17 protein-coding genes and 1 other RNA gene are annotated in these 19,784 nt (G+C 53.9%); 9 read left to right on the plus strand and 9 right to left on the minus strand.

Features of this window, described 5'->3' with window-relative positions; translation table 11 throughout:
- Positions 1–33: 33 nt before the first annotated feature.
- Together mobA and glp are read left to right on the plus strand one after the other, a co-directional pair.
- Entirely contained in the window at positions 34–642 is a 609-nt protein-coding gene (gene mobA, locus B9Z46_RS01650; RefSeq protein ID WP_233245877.1) for a molybdenum cofactor guanylyltransferase MobA, read from the plus strand.
- Positions 639–1,913: a gephyrin-like molybdotransferase Glp gene (gene glp, locus B9Z46_RS01655; RefSeq protein ID WP_108254304.1), complete on the plus strand. Its 1,275-nt coding sequence runs from the start codon at positions 639–641 to the stop codon at positions 1,911–1,913. Before mobA ends, glp begins: the two co-directional genes overlap by 4 nt.
- A 1-nt stretch (position 1,914) precedes the next feature.
- Here the strand turns inward: glp and B9Z46_RS01660 are convergent, their stop codons facing one another.
- The 4 genes from B9Z46_RS01660 to B9Z46_RS01675 form a co-directional block, all read right to left on the minus strand.
- Positions 1,915–5,004, minus strand: coding sequence for an efflux RND transporter permease subunit (locus tag B9Z46_RS01660; RefSeq protein ID WP_108254305.1), 3,090 nt, complete (start codon positions 5,002–5,004; stop codon positions 1,915–1,917).
- On the minus strand, positions 4,991–6,364 hold the full coding sequence (locus tag B9Z46_RS01665) for an efflux RND transporter periplasmic adaptor subunit (protein WP_108254306.1): 1,374 nt from the start codon (positions 6,362–6,364) through the stop codon (positions 4,991–4,993). Before B9Z46_RS01665 ends, B9Z46_RS01660 begins: the two co-directional genes overlap by 14 nt.
- Before the next feature lie 154 nt (positions 6,365–6,518).
- A complete protein-coding gene (gene rnhA / locus B9Z46_RS01670; RefSeq protein WP_055361933.1) occupies positions 6,519–6,965 on the minus strand; it encodes a ribonuclease HI in 447 nt (148 codons plus the stop codon).
- Positions 6,952–7,752: a class I SAM-dependent methyltransferase gene (locus B9Z46_RS01675; protein ID WP_108254307.1), complete on the minus strand. Its 801-nt coding sequence runs from the start codon at positions 7,750–7,752 to the stop codon at positions 6,952–6,954. The genes rnhA and B9Z46_RS01675 overlap by 14 nt, the downstream gene beginning before the upstream one ends.
- A gap of 28 nt (positions 7,753–7,780) precedes the next feature.
- Here B9Z46_RS01675 and gloB point away from each other — a divergent pair, with 28 nt between their 5' ends.
- Together gloB and B9Z46_RS01685 are read left to right on the plus strand one after the other, a co-directional pair.
- A complete protein-coding gene (gene gloB / locus B9Z46_RS01680) occupies positions 7,781–8,554 on the plus strand; it encodes a hydroxyacylglutathione hydrolase (protein WP_108254308.1) in 774 nt (257 codons plus the stop codon).
- Positions 8,551–10,083, plus strand: coding sequence for a transglycosylase SLT domain-containing protein (locus B9Z46_RS01685; protein ID WP_108254309.1), 1,533 nt, complete (start codon positions 8,551–8,553; stop codon positions 10,081–10,083). Before gloB ends, B9Z46_RS01685 begins: the two co-directional genes overlap by 4 nt.
- 9 nt (positions 10,084–10,092) lie before the next feature.
- Here B9Z46_RS01685 and B9Z46_RS01690 read toward each other — a convergent pair whose 3' ends face one another.
- From B9Z46_RS01690 to dnaX, 4 genes are all read right to left on the minus strand, one after another.
- Complete coding sequence (locus B9Z46_RS01690) at positions 10,093–11,130, minus strand: ABC transporter substrate-binding protein (RefSeq protein WP_158268381.1); 1,038 nt, start codon at positions 11,128–11,130, stop codon at positions 10,093–10,095.
- Between the two features lie 126 nt (positions 11,131–11,256).
- Complete coding sequence (gene recR / locus B9Z46_RS01695) at positions 11,257–11,853, minus strand: recombination mediator RecR (RefSeq protein ID WP_055360484.1); 597 nt, start codon at positions 11,851–11,853, stop codon at positions 11,257–11,259.
- Between the two features lie 36 nt (positions 11,854–11,889).
- Positions 11,890–12,213: a YbaB/EbfC family nucleoid-associated protein gene (locus tag B9Z46_RS01700; RefSeq protein ID WP_055360483.1), complete on the minus strand. Its 324-nt coding sequence runs from the start codon at positions 12,211–12,213 to the stop codon at positions 11,890–11,892.
- Positions 12,214–12,231: 18 nt separating this feature from the next.
- Complete coding sequence (dnaX, locus tag B9Z46_RS01705; RefSeq protein WP_108254311.1) at positions 12,232–13,989, minus strand: DNA polymerase III subunit gamma/tau; 1,758 nt, start codon at positions 13,987–13,989, stop codon at positions 12,232–12,234.
- A gap of 34 nt (positions 13,990–14,023) precedes the next feature.
- Between dnaX and ffs the strand changes: the two genes are divergently transcribed.
- An RNA gene (gene ffs, locus B9Z46_RS01710) (signal recognition particle sRNA small type) lies at positions 14,024–14,120 on the plus strand.
- On the opposite strand, the gene B9Z46_RS01715 is transcribed toward ffs, so the two are convergent.
- Entirely contained in the window at positions 14,106–15,440 is a 1,335-nt protein-coding gene (locus tag B9Z46_RS01715) for a TIGR03862 family flavoprotein (RefSeq protein ID WP_108254814.1), read from the minus strand. The genes ffs and B9Z46_RS01715 overlap by 15 nt on opposite strands.
- A 127-nt stretch (positions 15,441–15,567) precedes the next feature.
- Between B9Z46_RS01715 and trxA the strand changes: the two genes are divergently transcribed.
- The 4 genes from trxA (at position 15,568) to B9Z46_RS01735 (ending at position 19,770) form a co-directional block, all read left to right on the plus strand.
- Positions 15,568–15,900 (plus strand): thioredoxin TrxA, encoded by a 333-nt coding sequence (trxA, locus tag B9Z46_RS01720; protein ID WP_055360481.1) that lies wholly within the window; start codon positions 15,568–15,570, stop codon positions 15,898–15,900.
- Positions 15,901–16,215: 315 nt separating this feature from the next.
- On the plus strand, positions 16,216–17,478 hold the full coding sequence (gene rho, locus B9Z46_RS01725) for a transcription termination factor Rho (RefSeq protein ID WP_055360480.1): 1,263 nt from the start codon (positions 16,216–16,218) through the stop codon (positions 17,476–17,478).
- A gap of 127 nt (positions 17,479–17,605) precedes the next feature.
- Positions 17,606–17,866: a type B 50S ribosomal protein L31 gene (locus tag B9Z46_RS01730; protein ID WP_055360479.1), complete on the plus strand. Its 261-nt coding sequence runs from the start codon at positions 17,606–17,608 to the stop codon at positions 17,864–17,866.
- Positions 17,867–18,009: 143 nt separating this feature from the next.
- Positions 18,010–19,770: a hypothetical protein gene (locus B9Z46_RS01735; RefSeq protein WP_108254312.1), complete on the plus strand. Its 1,761-nt coding sequence runs from the start codon at positions 18,010–18,012 to the stop codon at positions 19,768–19,770.
- The last annotated feature ends 14 nt before the right edge of the window (positions 19,771–19,784 follow it).

A 19,784-nucleotide genomic window follows, 5' to 3' on the forward strand; every position in this document is an offset into this window, starting at 1 on the left:
TTCAGATTGCCCCATCCCATGAACGATCACAGCATGACCGGTTTAATTTTGGCAGGCGGAAGAGGCGCGCGCATGGGCGGCCTCGACAAGGGCCTGCAAAATTTCAACGGTACACCCCTCGCCTTGCATGCCCTCATGCGATTGCAAATGCAGCACGGTTCGCCACTGTCCGACATCATGATTGTGGCCAATCGAAACCTGTCTGCTTATGAGTCATTAGGCGTGCAAGTTTGGCCCGACAGCACCGATGGTTTTGCGGGTCCTTTGGCTGGATTTCTCACAGGACTTGAGCGTTGCGAAACAGAACTCTTGCTCACCGTCCCCTGCGACAGCCCCTTGTTTCCCTTGGAATTGGCTCACAAATTACACGAAGCCCTGCTCCAGCAAAATGCCGACATTGCGATCGCTGCGGCCAAGGAAGAAGACGGCACTGTGCGTCCCCAGCCTGTTTTTTGCTTGATGCGTGTCAGCCTCTTGGAAAGCTTGGTGAAGTTCATGCAAGCCGGCGGCAGAAAGATCGATGCCTGGACAGCACAACACACCTGCGCAGTGGTGCCGTTTGACACCCCCGACATCGATCCTCGCGCTTTTTTCAATGCCAACACGCTAGAAGAATTGCACCGCCTCGAAAAAACACCATGACCCAAAGCAAGTCACTGGCCGACATCGCCGCCAATCTTCAGGGCTATGACCCGCAAGCTTTGCCTGCGCATGAAGTTCTGAATTTTTTAAATCAACTGGTGACGCCCATCTCAGAGGTGGAAGACGTTCCTATTTTTGAAGCCTTGAATCGCGTCATCGCCAAAGATGTCATCAGTCCGATCGATGTGCCGCCTCATGACAATTCAGCGATGGATGGTTTTGCATTCAAAGGGGATGCGCTGCAAGCCAATCAAGCACTGAACTTGAAAGTCGTTGGGACTGCCTTGGCAGGCAAGGCTTGGCAAGGGACAGTGCAAGCGGGTGAATGCGTCAAGATCATGACCGGCGCCATCATGCCCGAAGGCCTCGACACTGTCGTGCCACAAGAATTGTGCAGCGTGGCCACTGACAGCATCAGCATTCCGGCAGGCATTGTGCGGGCCGGAGACAATCGCCGCTTGTGTGGCGAGGATCTGAAAAAGAACTCACCGGCTTTGACCAAAGGCACAAGGGTCACACCGGCCGCTGTGGGCCTGCTGGCCAGCTTGGGGCAGCCCATGGCACCCGTGGTTCGTCGCTTGAAGGTGGCCTATTTCTCTACGGGCGACGAGATCCTGAGCCTAGGCGATGCGCCACGCGAAGGCGCGGTGTACGACAGCAACCGCTACACCGTTTTTGGCATGCTGCAGGACTTGGGCTGCGAGATGATCGACTTGGGCGTTGTGCGCGACGACCCCGTGCGCTTGGAACAAGCTTTCACTCAAGCAGCACAGTCGGCCGATGCCGTGATCACCAGCGGCGGCGTCAGCGTTGGAGAAGCCGATTTCACCAAAGCCATGATGAAGAAATTAGGCGACGTTGTCTTTTGGAAAATTGCCATGCGCCCCGGCCGGCCCATGGCTGTGGGGCGTTTGACGCAAGGCGATCGCTCGGCCGTGTTGTTCGGATTGCCAGGGAACCCCGTTGCCGTGATGGTGACCTTCTTGGCTTTTGTGAAACCTGCGCTGTTGCAAATGATGGGCGTGACCTCTGCACCCCCACCTTTGGTTCGCGCTAAAACACAAGAGGTTTTAAGAAAAAAACCAGGACGCACAGAATATCAACGGGGAATCGCAACACGCAATGCCCAAGGTGATTTAGAAGTTGTCACTACTGGCAACCAAGGCTCTGGTGTATTGAGCTCAATGGTACAAGCCAACTGCTTGATTGTGTTGTCACATGCCCAGTCCACCGCGCAAATTGGGGACTGGGTTGATGTGTTGATGCTTTGAATTAAGGATGTGCGTGGCCAGCCTCGGAGGGCGAATCCACCACATCTTTTTTGTTAGGACCCGGCACTGATTTGCGGGCAAACAAGCTGTACATGGTGGGCACCACAAACACCGTCAGCAAGGTGCCGAAGGTCATACCGCCCACAATCACCCAACCGATTTGAATGCGGCTTTCAGCGCCAGCACCTTTGGCCAGCGCCAAGGGCAACGCACCCAAGACCATGGCGCCCGTTGTCATCAAAATAGGACGCAAGCGTTGACCTGCGGCCTTCACAATGGCATCAAATGTGTCGACACCCTGCTCGCGCAATTGATTGGTAAATTCCACAATCAAGATACCGTGCTTGGTAATCAAGCCGACCAAGGTGATCAAGCCAATCTGAGAATACACATTGAGAGTGCCACCCGTCATTTTGAGCGTGATGAGCGCGCCGAACATCGAGAGCGGCACCGACAACATGATCACGAACGGGTCGATGAAACTTTCAAACTGCGCCGCCAGCACCAAGAAAATAAAGAACAGCGCCAGCACAAACACAATCACCAACGCACCTTGGGAGTTGCGGAATTCACGTGAGGTGCCATTCAACTCTGTGGTGTAGCCAGTCTTCAATATACCCGCAGCTGTGGCGTCCAAAAACTTCAAGGCATCTCCCAAGGCATAGTCAGGCGCTAAATTGGAGGTGATGGATACAGAACGGCGTTGACCAAAGTGGTTTAGCTCGCGCGGCGATACGCTTTCTCGCACTTTCACCAAGGCAGACAAGGGAATGACGGCATCATTGCGTCCGCGGACATAAATGTTGTCGATGTCATCTGGCGCATTGCGGCCACTGGCTTGGGTTTGCACAATCACATCGTATTGCTCTGCATCACGCTTGTAACGCGTCACAGTACGACCGCCTAACATGGTTTCAATGGCACGCGCCACCACATCCACACTGACACCCAATTCTGTGGCTTTGACACGGTCGACATCAATGCGAAGCTCTGGTTTGTTCAAACGTAAATCCACGTCAGGGGCAATGAAGCCTGGATTTTTGGCAATCGCATCCAACATTTGGCGAGTAACGGCGTTCAGATTTTGATAACTGTCTGACGTTTGAATCACAAAGTTGACAGGACGCTCGCGGAAGCCCTGCCCCAAAGAAGGCGGCGTGATGGGGAAGGCGTTGATGCCTGCAATGCCATTGAACTTGCCTTGCATTTCACGGGCAATTTCCAGTGTGGTGCGTTTGCGTTGATCCCAATCGACAGCGCGGTAAATGACACTGCCCTGAGCCACCGTTGGATTGCCCAAGTTGGCAAAAATACGATCAAACTCTGGATAGGCGCTGCCAATTTTCTCGAGCGACTTTGCATATTTGTCTGTGTAATCCAGCGTCGAGCCATCGGGTGCTGTGACCGTGGCCAAAATGGTGCCGCGATCTTCCAAAGGTGACAGTTCTTGCTTCATGGTGGGGTACACCAACACAATGCCAACACCGCACGATGCCATCACCAAGACCACCAACCAACGTGCTTTTTTCAACACCAAAGTGAGCAATTTTTCGTAGCCGTTTGACAAACCTGTCAGGATTTTTTCCATGAACACGTCAAAGCGATTGGGGTTGGGGTTGTGGCGCAAGAGCAAAGAGCTCATCATGGGCGACAAGGTTAGCGCCACAAAGCCGGAGACCAACACAGCGCCCGCCAAGGCCAAGGCAAATTCACTGAACAACTTACCTGTGCGGCCTGGTGTGAACGCCAAGGGGGCAAACACCGCAGCCAAGGTCAGTGACATGGCCACAATGGCGAAGCCAATTTCTTTGGCACCTTTGATCGCTGCCGAGAAGGGGTCCAAACCTTCTTCAATGTGCCGGAAAATATTCTCCAACATCACAATGGCATCGTCCACCACCAGGCCAATGGCCAGCACTAAGGCCAACAAGGTCAGGGTGTTGATGGTGAAGCCTGCCAAAGCCATCATGGCAAAGGTACCAATCAAACTGACTGGGATGGTGATGATCGGGATGATGGACGCACGGAATGTTCGCAGAAATACAAAGATCACCAGGGCCACCAAAATAACCGCTTCCAAAATGGTTTGGAACACGCTCTTGATCGACTTGTCGATGAACACCGAGTTGTCATTGGCCACATCGATGGTCACATCGCCTGGCAAATCTTGTTGCAAGCGCGGCATCATGTCGCGCACACCTTTGGACAACTCTAAAGGATTGGCCGTTGCCTGACGAATCACGCCGGCTGAAATAGAGGCCTTGCCATTCAAACGCACACGGCTGCGATCGTCTGCCGCGCCCTCTTCCACTTTGGCCACATCGCGAATTTTGATTGGAAAGCCATTGATGTTGCGAATGGTAATGTCACCAAATTGACCGGCCTTGATCAAATCGGTTTGTGACGTGACACTGAACTCACGCTGCTGAGATTCAATCCGTCCAGCAGGTAACTCCAAATTGCTTCGGCGAATAGCGTCTTCCACATCTTGCGGTGTTAAGCGATAGGCCGCCAAGCGTTCGGCGTCCAGCCAAACACGCATGGCGTATTTGCGTTCACCATAAATGCGAACGTCGGCCACACCTGTGACCGTTTGCAATCGCGGCTTGACCACTCGGTTGATCAAGTCATTGATTTGCAGGGGTGACAGGGTGTCACTAGAAAACGCCAACCAAATGACCGGGAAAGCATCCGCCTCCACTTTGGCAATGACAGGCTCTTCAATGGCTTGAGGCAAACGGCCACGAATGCGCGACGTGCGATCGCGCACTTCCGCTGCTGCCGTGTCAGCGTCTTTCTCTAAACGAAAGCGAACCGTGATTTGCGATTGGTCTGCACGGCTGATGGACGTGATCACATCAACCGCATCGATGCCCGCAATGGAGTCTTCCAATGGCTTGGTCACTTGCGATTCAATCACCTCGGCTGAAGCACCAGGGTACTTCACACTGACGGTGACAGTGGGCTCGTCAATTTTTGGATATTCACGCAGAGACAGACGATTGAAACTGACCGCGCCAATCAACAGAATCAGCAGCGACAAAACGGTCGCAAAGACCGGTCTGCGAATAGAGGTTTCAGCGAGTTGCATTCAGACCTCTTAAGCATGGGTTTTCACCGGTCACGGGAGGCATCTTGCCTTTGCCGGCTTCTTTGGCTGGCGCTGCATCAGGCGACTTGCCACCCCCTGCGGCAGGACCTGCAGATGCAGCACCGCCTGCACCTGGCGCGCCATTGGCACCCGCTGCACCACCCGCTGCACCACCCGCTGCACCACCCGCTGCACCACCCGCTGCACCACCCGCTTGTCCTTTGGACATGTCGACAACTCGGACCAATGTGCCGTCTTTTTGCAAACGCTGCTGGCCGGCAACCACAACGGTGTCACCCAATGCCAAGCCTTCCAGAATTTCCACTTTGCCAGGTTGGCGCAAGCCAATCTTGACCGTGACACGCTCTGAAATCAGCTCATCTTTATTGGCGCCAGGTACGACCTTCACCACCGTGGCACGACCACCTTGAGGCACGATGGCCTCTTCTGGCAAGACCAAAGCTTCTGCACGTTCGCCGAACACCGCATTGACGCGCGCAAACATACCAGGACGCAACTGCATCTGGCGGTTGTCAATGCAACCGCGAATGCCCACTGAACGTCCATTCGCATCGATCAAAGGATCAATGGCTTGAATGATGGCGGTGAATTTACGGCCAGGCAAAGCATCAAAGCTGACTTGGGCTTTTTGACCCGGTTTGACTTTGGTTTGAAAGCGTTCAGCCAAACGGAAGTCGAGCAACACCGCATCGATGTCTTCCACGTTGACCATGTCAGCGCCATCTTTCAAATAGTCGCCCACGTTGATTTGACGCAAGCCTGCCACGCCATCAAACGGAGCGAGGATTTTCAAACGCTGAAGCGTGGCTTGAGCCAAGGCCAATTTGGCTTGGGCCACTTGCAATGCGGCTTCGCTTTCGTCCAAGGAACGCTTGCTGATGAAATTCTGCGACACCAACTCTTTGTTGCGCGTGTGATTGGCCTGTGCAATGGACAATTCGGCCTTGGCCTGCATCACTTGTGCTGCAGGCAATTGGTCATCAAACTGCACCAAGACTTGGCCCTTTTTGACACGCTGACCATCTTTGAACAAAACTTGGCTGACGCGTCCACCCACTTCAGGGCGCAAAACAACGCCTTGGTTCGAACGCAGACTGCCCACAGATTGAGTCTCATCCACAATTTTGGCTTGCTCGACTTTGGCAACTTCCACGGCTGTGGGTTTTGCGGGTCCCCCCGGTGCACCGCCACCGGCAGCATTGGGCGCTGAAGGATTGGCAGCAACTGCGGCTGTTTCAGCAGCAGGGGCGTTCGGTTTATTTTGCAGCCACCAGGCAGCACCAGAAGCGGCTGCGACGCCGACCAAAGCAATCGCGAGATATGGTTTTTTGAAAGACATCAAAGTTTCCGAACAAGACCCAAAACAGTTCTGAAATGTAACAGTTGTTGGGGGGTCTTGGCATCGGAAAAAACCTCCAGTGCACCTTGGCCAAACTGTCCTTGACGCCGGCTTTACATGAAGGCAGATGCTTGGAAGCCTTGAAGGTCCTAGCTCAACGACCTAAGGCTTGCTCAACGCCCAGGTTGGCCAGTGCATCGGCGCGCTCATTACCGGGGTCACCTGCGTGACCCTTGACCCAGCGCCATTCAATTTGATGTCCCGAATTGATCACTAAAGCGTCCAATTTCTGCCATAGATCGGCATTTTTAACAGGCTGCTTGGCGGCGGTCCGCCAACCTTTGGCCTTCCAACCGTGAATCCATTCGGTGATGCCTTTGCGCACGTACTCGCTGTCCAAATAAAGGGTGACCTTGCAAGGTCGCTTCAAGGCCATAAAGGCCTCAATGACAGCCGTCAGCTCCATGCGGTTGTTGGTGGTGTCCAGCTCTCCCCCAAAAATTTCCCGGACATTCTCACCCGAGCGCATCAGAGCGCCCCACCCGCCAGGCCCAGGGTTGCCCTTGCAAGCACCATCCGTGTGTATTTCAACGTGATTCACATTCATTCTTTCTTTGAAGGCCGTTCTGCTCGTTGGGCATCTTCTGTCTTTGGGCGATGCCAACGGCCGCTTTGGCTTGGGGGCGACGTTTTTTCCAGGTGGCGCCCACGATGCGACCACCGTGAACTTTTTTCACGGCAACCAGCAAATAAGCCCCACCCAATATGGGCCACCACTGCGCACCCAAACGGTCCATCCAAGACCATCTTTGCAGCCATTTGGCCTTGTCCATGGCGGGACGCCAACAACCGAAGCGGCTCAGTTTCACTTCAAAGCCCAACAAACGCAGCCAGTCTTTGAGTCGCCAATAAGCAATCATTTCGTCGCAAGGGGGTGCACTGAGGCCTCGATACCCCCACTTCTGATACCACTGCGATCGTTTGTGACGCCAGCCCCAAAGGCTGGTGGGATTCAAGCCGGTAATGACCAAATGGCCCTCTGGCATCAAAACACGATGCGCTTCTCGCAGGCTGGCATGTGCATCCAGACTGAGCTCCAAACTGTGCGGCATGACCAACAAATCCAAACTGTCTGCTTGAAATGGCAAGGCCACACTGTGCGCTGCAAAATTCAAGGTTTGGCTGGGCAACACTGAATCGGGCTCTGGTGAAGCCAGCCACTGGTGTGGCATGCGATTGGTGCGCAAGCCCTCCAACTCGGGCATGCCCAATTGCAGTGCATGGTAGCCAAAGATGTCGGCCACCACCTCATCGATTTGGGCTTGCTCCCAATCGAGTAAGTAGGCACCTGCGGGCGAACTCAACCAATCACGCCAAGCTTGCGTCATTGAGCTGCTTTCTATAATAGGATGAGTCATGAACCTGATTCCACTGCCCGCATTCTCTGATAACTACATTTGGTTGATCCAGCACCAAGGCCGCGCTTTGGTGGTTGATCCTGGCCAGGCCGAGCCTGTGACACGCTGGCTCGCTGAGAACCAACACCAACTTGATTGCATTTTAGTCACGCATCACCATGGCGATCACACCGGCGGCGTCGCCAGCTTGCAACAGCAATGGGGCGCCAAGGTTTACGGCCCCGCATCCGAATCTTTGCCTTTTGAATATCAGCCTTTGAAACAAGGCGATGCTGTCAATTGGGGTGGCTTGGTTTTTCAAACCCTGGATGTACCAGGTCACACGGCAGGTCACATCGCCTATTGGTCACAGCCCAGCGCACAAGAACCCATTTTGTTCTGCGGCGACACTTTGTTTTCGGGTGGTTGCGGCCGAATTTTTGAAGGCACGCCCGCACAAATGCTCAAGGCCATGGACACATTGGCCACCCTGCCTGGCAACACCCGCGTTTGCTGTGCCCACGAATACACCCTGAGCAATTTGAAATTTGCGATGGCCGTCGAGCCTGACAATCTGGCGCTCCAAGCCTATGTGCAACAGTGTCAGAAGTTGCGGTCAGAGAACTTGCCAACCCTTCCTGCACAACTGGCCACTGAGCTGCAGATCAATCCCTTTTTGCGAAGTCGCCAAAGCACTGTCATTCAAGCAGTCAAGGCTTTTGCTCCTCAAACAGCCCACCAAGACGTCGAAATTTTCGCCAACTTGCGTTCTTGGAAAAACGATTTCAAATGACAACTCACTTTTTGCGTGCTTTGATTCAAAGCTTGGCATTTGCATGCTTCAGTTTGATCCTGGTCGGTTGTGCGAACTTAGATAAAGCATCCGATGTCAAGGCGGCTGCCACCGAAACTAGCCCTGAAACATCGCAGCCTGTACAACCCACTTCAGCTGCAAAGCCTGTCAAGGCCAAACAAAAAATAGAAGTCAGCTCGGAACCCCCAGCCGACATTTGGGTGCGCATTCGCCAAGGCTTCGCCATACCAGATCTGGAAAATGATTTGGTCAAAGACCGTGAAGAATGGTACGCCGCAAGACCCGATTACATGGTGCGCATGACAGAGCGCTCACGCAAATACCTGTTTCACATTGTTGAAGAATTAGAGCGGCGCAACATGCCGACTGAATTGGCCTTGCTGCCTTTCATTGAGTCTGCGTTCAACCCTGAAGCCGTGTCGTCCGCCAAAGCGGCAGGCATGTGGCAATTCATGCCCGCCACAGGCAAATACTTTGACTTGAAACAGAACATCTTCCGTGATGAACGCCGCGGTGTGGTCGAGTCCACCCGGGCTGCCTTGGACTACTTGCAAAAGTTGTACGGCATGTTTGGCGATTGGCATTTGGCACTGGCCGCCTACAACTGGGGTGAAGGTAGCGTTAGCCGTGCATTGGCCAAAAACAAAGCCGCCGGCTTGGGTCTGACCTATTCTGACTTGAACATGCCCACCGAGACACGTTATTACGTGCCCAAGTTGCAAGCCGTCAAGAACATCATCGCGCAACCTCAAAGTTTCAACGCCCGCTTGCCCCTGATTCAAAATCACCCCTACTTTCGATCTGTCAGCATCACGCGTGACATTGATGTGAAACTGGCGGCCAATTTTGCAGGCATCAGTTTAGATGACTTCAAAGCGCTCAATCCGTCGATGAGCAGACCCGTGATCTTGGCTGCAGGCACACCCGAAATCTTGTTGCCTTGGGACAATGCCGACAAATTTCTACGTCGCCTTGAAGAGCATGCTAACAAGCCCCTTGCCAGTTGGACAGCCTGGTCGGTCCCCAAGACCATGAAGATTGCGGAAGTCGGTAAGTTGGTCAACATGTCCGAATCAGAGTTGAGAAGCATCAACCCCATTCCCAATGGCATGCAAGTCAAGCAAGGTTCCACCTTGCTGGTGGCACGACAAGGCAACTTGGACAATGACGTCACAGAGCATTTGGCAGACAACGCGCAAATTTCATTTGCACCCGAAGTGGTCTTGCGCCGCATCATGGTGACCGCATTGAAAGGCGACACCTTGGCCACCTTGGCTGCACGGCACGATGTGACACCCGCCAACATTGCGGCATGGAATAAATTGAAGATGCCTGTCGCACTGAAGCCAGGTCAATCGATTGCCATTTTGGTGCCCACCACGGCCAGTTCTAAAGGCAGCAAAACAGCCAGTAAAAAATCCAGCATCAACACCGGCGTGAAGTCTGCGCCAAATCAGAGCAAGGGCTCGAAGGCCAAGTCCAAAGCGCCCGTCAAGGCCAAAAAATAAGCAGCCGAATCAATTGCCAATTTTGCGCTTGGCCACTTGCGCAAATTGATTGGTAAAGCTTCGCTCTAGTGCCGACAGTGGACCTGCTTCTTGCGCCATGCGCAAGGCTCGCATGCGCCATGCAGTTTGAACAGCGTCTGTGCCAAACAGTCCGTCCAAGCTGTAGCTTTCGCGCAGTTTTTCAAGGGCACCTAAATACAGCGCACGATCCCCCATCCAATGGTGGGAAGGCACTGTTTTCAAAATATCTGTAGGGCCTGCTGTTTTAAGCCATTTCAAGGCCCTCACCACGCCAAGCGACAAAGCTTGCGCGAGATCTGCGCGCTTTTGGAGAAACTCAACTTTTCCAAATAAACATGCGGAGGCCAAAGGTCCCCCAAACATTCGCTGCGAGCTGGACAATGTGCGTGTATCAGCCATCAATCGCAACTCGTTTTTTTGTTCCAAATAATGAAGAACAGGATCGACATGGCACAAAGCATCAACGGTGCCTGCGCGCATGGCTTCCATCACATTGCCTGTGCCAGCGCCCAGTGCCACAAACTGCACGGCGTCAGTCGACAGTCCCACCTGCTTGATCCAATGCTGCGCCACCCAATGCGTTGCCGAGCCCAAAGAAGAGATGCCCAGTTTCAATGATTTGAGTTCATTCACATGCTTCATGCCAATTGCACGCCGACTGGTCAAACCGACACTGATTTGGGGCGCCCTGGATTGCAAGACAAACGCACGCCACGACAAGCCTGATGTTTGCAAGTCGAGGACGTGTTCAAAGGCACCCGCAACCACATCTGCTTGCCCCGCCAAGGCCGCTTGAACCGCTTCAATGCCAGACTCACATTCGAGCCAATCAATTTGCAGGCCTTCGTGTTTCAAATAGCCCAATTGTTCGGCCAAGACCAGTGGCAAATGGTAAAGGCTGTTGTGGGCCGCCAAGGCGATGCTGACTCGCTGCGGCGAAGTTGCGGCACGCAGAACGCCATGCGAACTGAGCAACGTGGCCGCAGCCAATGCTGAAAAGTTGCGACGCCCTTGCCTGACAAACACCACAATACCTCTTGATAAGTTCCCATGAAAGATGGGTTCAGCATACAAAGGTATCGGTGTTTGCGCATTGGGAGACTTCCCAAGCGGGTAAGTACGTAATGAAGAACGCTAACTGCCGACGCAGTCCTACCGGCGGTCGACCAACGCATGGGCAATGGTGCCCAGGTCAACGTATTCCAGCTCGCTGCCAGCAGGCACGCCTCTGGCCAAACGCGTGACGCGCAGGCCACGTTTTTTGAGCATTTCGGCAATGACATGGGCTGTGGCTTCACCTTCGCCTGTGAAGTTGGTGGCCAAGATCACCTCCTGCACCAAACCATCGCTGCAGCGCTCTGACAATTTGGCAAAGCCCAGATCGTTGGGGCCGACACCGTCGAGTGGACTGAGTTTGCCCATCAACACAAAATACAAACCTCTGAAGGTGGAAGTTCTCTCAATGGCAGCTTGATCGGCTGGTGTTTCAACCACGCACAATTGTGAGCGGTCGCGATCAGGATCACTGCACATCGCGCAAATTTCAGACTCTGTGAGGGTATGGCACGTGGCGCAATGCCGCACATGGTCACAGGCATGCGTCAGTGCCTTGGCCAACAACAATGCACCACCCCGCTCGTGCTGCATCAAATGAAAAGCCATGCGTGAAGCCGACTTGGCACCCACGCCTGGCAAGACGCGCAATGCTTGAATCAGCGCGTCCAACGCATGAGCTGTGGGTTTCTGCATGAGGATGAAAGGGGGTGAAACTTGATTGCGCTTGATTTAGAAAGGCAACTTCATGCCGGGAGGCAAACCGGCCGTTAACTTGCCCATCTTTTGTTGCGAAACTTCTTCGGCTTGGCGCACGGCATCATTGAACGCTGCGGCGACCAAATCTTCCAGCATGTCTTTGTCATCGGCCAGCAAGCTGGGATCGATGGTGATGCGCTTCACAGCATGCTTGCAAGTCATCAAAACTTTCACCAAACCACTGCCGGCTGAGCCTTCAACTTCAACGAATGCCAGTTCGTCTTGTGCTTTTTTGAGGTTGTCCTGCATGGCTTGTGCCTGCTTCATCAAACCTGCAAGTTGTCCTTTGTTGAACATGTTTTTCCTTCAATGAATTTAAGAAATCAGCTTGATGCTGCCCGGCACAATTTTGGCGCCAAAATCTTGCACCATGGCCTGCACCAAGGGGTCGGCGTGAATCAAATCTTCTGCCGCTTTTTGTTTCTCAGCCAATGCCGCCGCATTTCTTTGCGCCGGCGAATCGGATACTTTACCAATTTCGACCACCAACTTGACCGAATGCCCTGCAGCGTGCAGTGCCGCTTGCAAACGCTCACGCGCCACGCCTTGGTTCAGTGATTCGCTTTCAATGCGCAAATGCCACTGATCGGTGTCACGCGCAATCAATTGTGATTGCAAGGCCAGCTCGCGCACCAAGGCCGTGATGGCCTCAGCACTGATGAGATGGCGCACAGTTTCCGTCCAAAAATGACCTTCTTCTGTCAGCACCAAAGGTTTGGGCGCTAATTTTTCCGTGGGTTCAGAGGCTTGGCGCACAGGCAAGTTTTGAACGCGAAGCGGTACTGTGGGTGGAGCTTGCACAGGTTCAGCGAATTCATCTGAGGCTTCATGAACAACTGTTGGTTCAGTTTTTGGCGGCGCAGCGACGGCTTGCTGCAAGGGCGGGCTTTGAACTGCTTCAGTGCGCGTGATTGGGGCTGTTGTTAGAGTTTTTTTTTGAGCCGTTGGCGCGCTGCCTGAAGAATCGCTTGGCTTGGGCTTAAAGGCCAACAAGCGCAGCAACACCATGGTCAAAGCCGCATACTCATCGGGCGCCAAGCCAAGTTCTGCACGGCCGTGCAAGCACAAGCTGTAAAGCAATTGAGTTTCATCCGCAGGCATGGCCTGTGACAAGCGCACCAGTTCTAGATGGTCCGGCTCATTGGACGCCGATGCAGCTTGCGGCACAGCCTGCAAGACCGCCATGCGCTGCAAAGCCACTGACATGTCTTCGAGCGCAGAGGCAGCCGACAAACCATTGAGTCGCAATGTTTCAGAGATGCGAACCACTTCGGCGCCATCCCCGCGGGCCAACGCGTCAATCAGTCCCATCACGTGGCTTTGATCAACACTGCCCAACATCAATCGAACAGTGGCCTCTTGCAATTGACCGCTGCCAAAGGCAATGGCTTGGTCGGTCAAGCTCAGCGCGTCGCGCATCGAACCGCGCGCTGCTCGTGCCAGCAGTTTCAGCGCCATGGGATCGGCAGGTAATTTTTCTTGATCTAAGACGCGCGTCAGGTGCTCAAAAACTGTTTCAGGCGCCATGGGGCGCAAGTTGAACTGAAGGCAACGCGAGAGCACCGTGACAGGCACTTTTTGGGGATCGGTGGTGGCCAATACAAACTTCAAATACTCGGGCGGCTCTTCCAAGGTTTTCAACATGGCATTGAAGGCCGTGTTGGTCAACATGTGAACCTCGTCAATCATGAAGACTTTGAAGCGCCCTTGAACGGGTTTGTAAACGGCTTGCTCCAGCAAACTTTGAACCTCGTCAACACCGCGGTTGGAGGCTGCATCAAGTTCGGTGTAATCGACAAATCGACCCGAATCAATGTCCTGACAAGCTTGGCAGACACCGCAAGGCTCTGCCGTGATCCCGCCTTGTCCGTCTGCGCCTTGGCAGTTCAGTGACTTGGCCAAGATGCGTGAAACAGTGGTCTTGCCCACACCCCGTGTCCCTGTGAACAAATAGGCATGGTGCAACCTTTGTTGCACCAAAGCATTTGTGAGGGCCTGCACCACGTGCTCTTGCCCCACCATTTCGGTGAAGTTGCGAGGACGGTATTTTCGTGCCAGAACAAGATAAGACATGTGCTGATTCTATCGGTGTCTTACAATAGACCCCGACGGGCCTTCCCGCATGGTTAAGCGGCCAACCGAGTCAGGTGGGGAACCAAGCAGCTCTAACTGCGGCGCCAGTGCCGGGGTCAAGGCTCGTCACCTTTCATTTTTTGGTGCAGTGCCTTCGCGGCCCATACCCCAGTGGCCATACTGGCTGTGAGCAAATACCCCCCCGTTGGTGCCTCCCAATCGAGCATCTCCCCTGCACAAAACACACCTGGCAAGGCTTTGACCTCCAAGCTTGGCAGCAAGCCTTCCCAGGTCACGCCCCCTGCCGTGCTGATGGCTTCGTCCATGGGCCGAGTGGCCGTCAATTGAATGGAAAGACCCTTGATCGCTTGCGCCAATCGAATTGGATCGTGAAGGTCTTCGGGTGAAAGCAATTCGTTCAACAAACCCATTTTGACGCCCTCAATGCCCAGACGGCTTTTAAGGTGCGACGACAAACTTCGTGTGCCGCGGGGGTGCATGACCTCCTTTTGCACCTGGTCCAAAGTACGGTCAGGCAACATGTCCAATTGAGCCTCCGCCACACCCTTTTGATTGATTTGCTCACGCAAATCTGCCGACGCGGTATAGACCAAGCTGCCCTCGACGCCATAGGCTGTGGCCACAAACTCTCCTTGTCGCTTGAGCACTTGACCTTGTGGCGTTTGCCACGAAAGGATGACCGATTTCAAGGGATGTCCTGCAAAACGCTGTTCAAAAAATGTCGTCCAACCTGAGCCTGATCTGCCCCTGACATGAAAACCACAATTGGAAGGCTGTAGAGGCTTGACAGGCACGCCCATGGCTTGGAGCCAGGGCACCCAAACGCCGTCAGAGCCCAAGCGTGCCCAGCTGCCACCACCTAAAGCCAAGATGACCGATTTGGCATGAACCTCTTTGGTTTGCGCGACTTCACTCGACAGATTTTGAACTTGAAACGTCAACTGGACTTGCGCGTGGCCTGAGACATTCAGTGATTGAATGCGTTGGAGACGATGACGCATGTGAAATTCAACGGGCAAGCCCGTGGCTGGATGACGCAAACGATGCAGCCACGACCTCAGCAAAGGGGCTGCTTTCATTTCTGTTGGAAAGACCCGCCCCGATGTGCCCACAAAGGTGTCGATGCCCAAGCTTTGAGCCCAATTGCGAAGTTCTGGTGCTCCCCAGGCTTGGATCAAGGGCGTCAACTGCTGTTGGTGTTGGCCGTACCGGGTCAAGAATTGCGAAGCGGGTTCAGCATGCGTCAAGTTCAGACCGCCCCGCCCCGCCAGCAAGAATTTGCGGCCAACGGAAGGCATGGCATCAAAGAGGTGAACCGCATGCCCCCAACTTGAGAGCAACTCAGCCGCCATCAAGCCCGCAGGCCCGCCGCCGACGATCACCACGTCGGCGTTTTGGGAAGGCTGTGCATCAGCTTGGATGGAGTTCATGGGAAAACGATGATCAAACAATGGAAAAGATGGCCCCATGCCTTAGCGGCTTATGGGTTTCTGTCAAAATACAAGCAGTTTACAAAGGCACGTTCGTTGCATTTCACATTCAAACAAGGAAAAGGCCATGGCCAGCGATTTGATCAAACACACTTCTGATGCCACATTTGACGCTGACGTTATCAAGTCAGCTACACCTGTGGTGGTTGATTTCTGGGCTGAATGGTGCGGCCCTTGCAAAATGATTGCGCCCATTTTGGACGATGTGGCAGGTGCCTATCAGGGCAAATTGCAAATCACCAAAATGAATGTGGATGAAAACCGTGACATTCCTGCCAAGTATGGTATTCGCGGCATCCCTACCCTCATGATCTTCAAAGACGGTCAACTGGCGGCAACCAAGGTGGGCGCCATGAGCAAAGCCCAATTGACAGCTTTCATTGACCAACAATTGGCCTGAAACTTTGAACAGGGCGAGTGCGCCAGCTCGCCCCACTTCAGGCAAAAGCCTTAATTTCTTGAGACCAGCGCTCATGCGCTTCTCAGGCACGGCTTGCGAAGCCAGCGAAATTCCTGTCATAATCCGCAACGTTGATCCCCAAAAGGGTTTCAACACAGTTTCAAGATAGAAACTTCGTAAAGCCCCAAGCGCCTGCTTATCCTACTGGCGCACCTTTCATGGCTTTGGTTTCTAGACGCTTGAAATTCTGGTTTTCCAACTCCCCCTGATTTTTTTGACATCAACCCACCAGGGTTGTTTTACGCAGGTAAATCCATGCACTTAAACGAACTCAAGGCACTGCACGTGTCTGAAGTCCTCAAGCAAGCCGAAGCACTTGAGATTGAAAACACGGGCCGCATGCGCAAGCAAGAGCTGATGTTTGCCATTATCAAAAAGCGCGCCCGCGCTGGTGAACAAGTGTTTGCCGATGGCGTTTTGGAAATCTTGCCTGACGGCTTTGGTTTCTTGCGCAGCCCCGACACCAGCTACACCGCCAGCACCGACGACATCTACATCAGCCCCAGTCAAGTGCGCCGATTCAATCTGCACACGGGTGACATGATCGAAGGTGAAGTGCGCATCCCCAAAGACGGCGAGCGCTACTTTGCCCTCACCAAGCTGGACAAGGTCAATGGCGATTTGCCAGAGAACAACAAGCACAAGATCATGTTTGAGAACTTGACGCCCTTGTTCCCCAACATTCAAATGCGCTTGGAGCGTGACATCAAGGCCGATGAGAACATCACCAGCCGTGTGATTGACATCATTGCCCCCATTGGTAAAGGCCAACGTGCCTTGATCGTGGCGCAGCCCAAGTCGGGTAAGACCGTGATGATGCAGCACATTGCGCATGCCATCACCGCCAACAACCCCGACGTCCACCTGATGGTTTTGCTCGTTGACGAGCGCCCTGAAGAAGTGACAGAGATGCAGCGCACCGTGCGCGGCGAAGTCATAGCCTCCACATTTGACGAACCTGCAGCGCGCCACGTGCACGTGGCCGAAATGGTCATCGAGCGCGCCAAGCGTTTGGTCGAACTCAAAAAAGACGTCGTCATCTTGCTCGACTCGATCACCCGTTTGGCCCGCGCGTACAACAATGTGGTACCCAGTTCAGGCAAGGTTCTGACCGGCGGTGTCGATGCCAACGCCCTGCAACGCCCCAAGCGTTTCTTTGGCGCAGCGCGCAATGTGGAAGAAGGCGGCAGCTTGACCATCATCGCAACTGCTTTGGTGGACACCGGTAGCCGCATGGACGAGGTGATCTTTGAAGAATTCAAGGGCACAGGCAATTGCGAAATTCATTTGGAACGCCGCTTGTACGAAAAGCGCGTGTTCCCCGCGATCAACTTGAACCGCAGCGGAACGCGTCGCGAAGAGATGTTGTTGCAACCCGAAGTGCTGCAAAAAACCCGAATCTTGCGCCAGTTCATGTACAACATGGACGAAATTGAAGCCATGGAAATGGTGCTCAAGAGCATGAAAGCCACGAAGAGCAATGTCGAATTCTTCGACATGATGCGACGCGGCGGCTAAAAAGTAGCTGTCTCAGCTCTAATTTGGCATGCAAGTCATTGATTTCATGCCATAATCTCGTTTTTCGCGAAAAGTACCCTGGAATGGTCCATGGGCGGCTGTCGCAACTGAACTCAAGGAAAAGACCATGAAAGAAGGCATTCACCCCAACTACCGAGAAGTTTGCTTCTTGGATCTGTCTAACGGCTTCAAGTTCGTCACACGTTCTTGTGTCAACGCCAAAGAAATGGTGAAAATGGACGACGGCCGCGAGTTGCCTTTGTTCAAGTTGGATACTTCCAGCGAATCACACCCCTTCTACACTGGTACACAAAAATCTGTGGACAACATGGGTGGTCGCGTTGAGAAATTCCGCAATCGCTTTGGCAAGACAAGCGTCACCAAATAATTCCCCAAACGCATCACTGCGTGATCAAACAGGGCAGCCCGGGCAACCGGCCTGCCCTTGTTTTTTGCACCGGCTAAATTGCGCATGTTTTTTTACCTTGGGGTCGCTTTGATCAAAGGTGCTTCTCTGCTATCTTCTAAGTTGTGACTTTCAACTCTTCTGATTCATCTTCCAATCCAGCCATCGTGGCCCAAAGCGCTGTCAGGCGCTTGCCGCGTTGGGTGCTGTTGATGTTCTGCTTGGCCTATGTGCTGCCAGGTTTTGTCGGCAGAACGCCTTGGAAGGCAGACGACATGGAAGCTTTTGGTTTCATGCTGCACTTGGCTCAGACCTTCGGGCCTGAAACAGTCTCGTGGCTAAAACCAACCCTGCTAGGGCAAGTCGATCCCCATGCGGCCTTGCTGCCCTATTGGTTAGGTGCATGGAGCATCCAAATCTTGCCCGCAGCCATTCCCATCGATTTGGCAGCGCGCGTTCCCTTCATGGGCTTGCTGGCCCTCACACTGGCCGCCACCTGGTATGGTGTTTATGCCTTGGCAAGAACCCCCGCCGCACAGCCTGTGACCTTTGCCTTTGGCGGCGAAGCGCGTCCGGCTGATTACGCCAGGGCCATTGCCGACGGGGGTTTGTTGGCCTTGTTGGCTTGTTTGGGTTTGGCAAGGCTTTCACACGAAGCTACACCCGCGCTTGCGCAGTTGAGCTTTTCCACATTGCTCTTTTTTGCATTGGCCAACCTGCCTCGCAAACGCACAGGGGCCTGGGTCAGCTCGGCCATCGCCATTGTGGGCATGGCACTCTCAGGCGCTCCGGCCTTGGCCATGATCTTGGGTGTCGGCGGTGCCATTGTCATGGCACTGGACACAGGCAAGCCCAGCGCATTGCGTGCGCGCAGTGTGGATGTGGCCTGGGTGTTGCTCATTTGTCTGGCCACTGCAGCCTTGGTCAGTGCCCTGGGGCTGTGGCGTTGGCGTGTGGCCTACTCGCACATTTTTGAAATCAAATCGATGACGCGCTTGTTGCTTTGGTTCACATGGCCCGCTTGGCCATTGGCCATTTGGACCCTCTGGCGCTGGCGCTTCCAACTGCAACACCTGACAGCCAATCCACATTTGTCACTGCCGCTTTGGTTTGTTGCCGTCGCCATCTGCACAACCTGGTTTTCGGGTCTCAGCGATCGCGCTTTGCTTCTGAGTTTGCCAGCCATGGCAACCCTGGCAGCATTTGCGCTGCCAACGCTCCGCCGCAGTGTCAGTGCATTTGTGGACTGGTTCACTTTGGTGTTTTTCAGTGTGGGGGCATTGATCATTTGGGTTGTATGGACCTCTTTGCAAACCGGCATTCCGGCACAACCCGCTATCAACGTTGCACGACTCGCACCCGGATTTACGCACGTCTTTTCTGGCGCCGCTCTTGTCTTTGCTTTGATGGCCTCGCTGGTATGGGCCAGCTTGGTCAAATGGCGGGCGGGCCGTCACCGCGCCGCCATTTGGAAAAGCATGGCACTGCCCGCGGGTGGCGCCATTTTGTGTTGGCTTTTGGTCATGACGTTGTGGTTGCCTCTCTTGAATTTTGCGCGCAGCTACGAGCCTTTGGTGCTCAAAGTTCGCGACATGCTTGGCACGCCAGAATGCGTTCACTACCATGGCCTCACGCGCGCGCAAGGCGCTGCATTTGAGTTTCACGGCAAGGTCAAGTTGATTCCCACCAGCAAAGACTCAACGGATGGCAACCCGCAGGTTGCGCAATGCGAATGGTTGATTGTTGATACGCAAGCATTGAGCACCTTGAAAAAAGATGTCGACATGCAAACTTGGCAATACCAAGCCACTGTTCGTCGCCCCTCCGACAACAATGAAGACATTGTTTTGTACAAACGCACAGCACCCCACGTTGCCAAACCCTGAACGCGTGTTGCTGA

This window comes from Limnohabitans sp. Hippo4 (assembly GCF_003063605.1).
In the GTDB taxonomy this organism is placed as follows: domain Bacteria; phylum Pseudomonadota; class Gammaproteobacteria; order Burkholderiales; family Burkholderiaceae_C; genus Limnohabitans_A.

Bases quoted from the DNA above. Each gene is read 5' to 3' on its own strand.
- B9Z46_RS01660 (WP_108254305.1), bottom strand. From the start codon at position 5,004: ATGCAACTCGCTGAAACCTCTATTCGCAGACCGGTCTTTGCGACCGTT.
- B9Z46_RS01685 (WP_108254309.1), top strand. From the start codon at position 8,551: ATGACAACTCACTTTTTGCGTGCTTTGATTCAAAGCTTGGCATTTGCA.
- dnaX (WP_108254311.1), bottom strand. From the start codon at position 13,989: ATGTCTTATCTTGTTCTGGCACGAAAATACCGTCCTCGCAACTTCACC.
- B9Z46_RS01665 (WP_108254306.1), bottom strand. From the start codon at position 6,364: ATGTCTTTCAAAAAACCATATCTCGCGATTGCTTTGGTCGGCGTCGCA.
- recR (WP_055360484.1), bottom strand. From the start codon at position 11,853: ATGCAGAAACCCACAGCTCATGCGTTGGACGCGCTGATTCAAGCATTG.
- B9Z46_RS01730 (WP_055360479.1), top strand. From the start codon at position 17,606: ATGAAAGAAGGCATTCACCCCAACTACCGAGAAGTTTGCTTCTTGGAT.
- B9Z46_RS01700 (WP_055360483.1), bottom strand. From the start codon at position 12,213: ATGTTCAACAAAGGACAACTTGCAGGTTTGATGAAGCAGGCACAAGCC.
- gloB (WP_108254308.1), top strand. From the start codon at position 7,781: ATGAACCTGATTCCACTGCCCGCATTCTCTGATAACTACATTTGGTTG.
- rho (WP_055360480.1), top strand. From the start codon at position 16,216: ATGCACTTAAACGAACTCAAGGCACTGCACGTGTCTGAAGTCCTCAAG.
- B9Z46_RS01715 (WP_108254814.1), bottom strand. From the start codon at position 15,440: ATGAACTCCATCCAAGCTGATGCACAGCCTTCCCAAAACGCCGACGTG.
- mobA (WP_233245877.1), top strand. From the start codon at position 34: ATGACCGGTTTAATTTTGGCAGGCGGAAGAGGCGCGCGCATGGGCGGC.
- glp (WP_108254304.1), top strand. From the start codon at position 639: ATGACCCAAAGCAAGTCACTGGCCGACATCGCCGCCAATCTTCAGGGC.
- trxA (WP_055360481.1), top strand. From the start codon at position 15,568: ATGGCCAGCGATTTGATCAAACACACTTCTGATGCCACATTTGACGCT.
- B9Z46_RS01675 (WP_108254307.1), bottom strand. From the start codon at position 7,752: ATGACGCAAGCTTGGCGTGATTGGTTGAGTTCGCCCGCAGGTGCCTAC.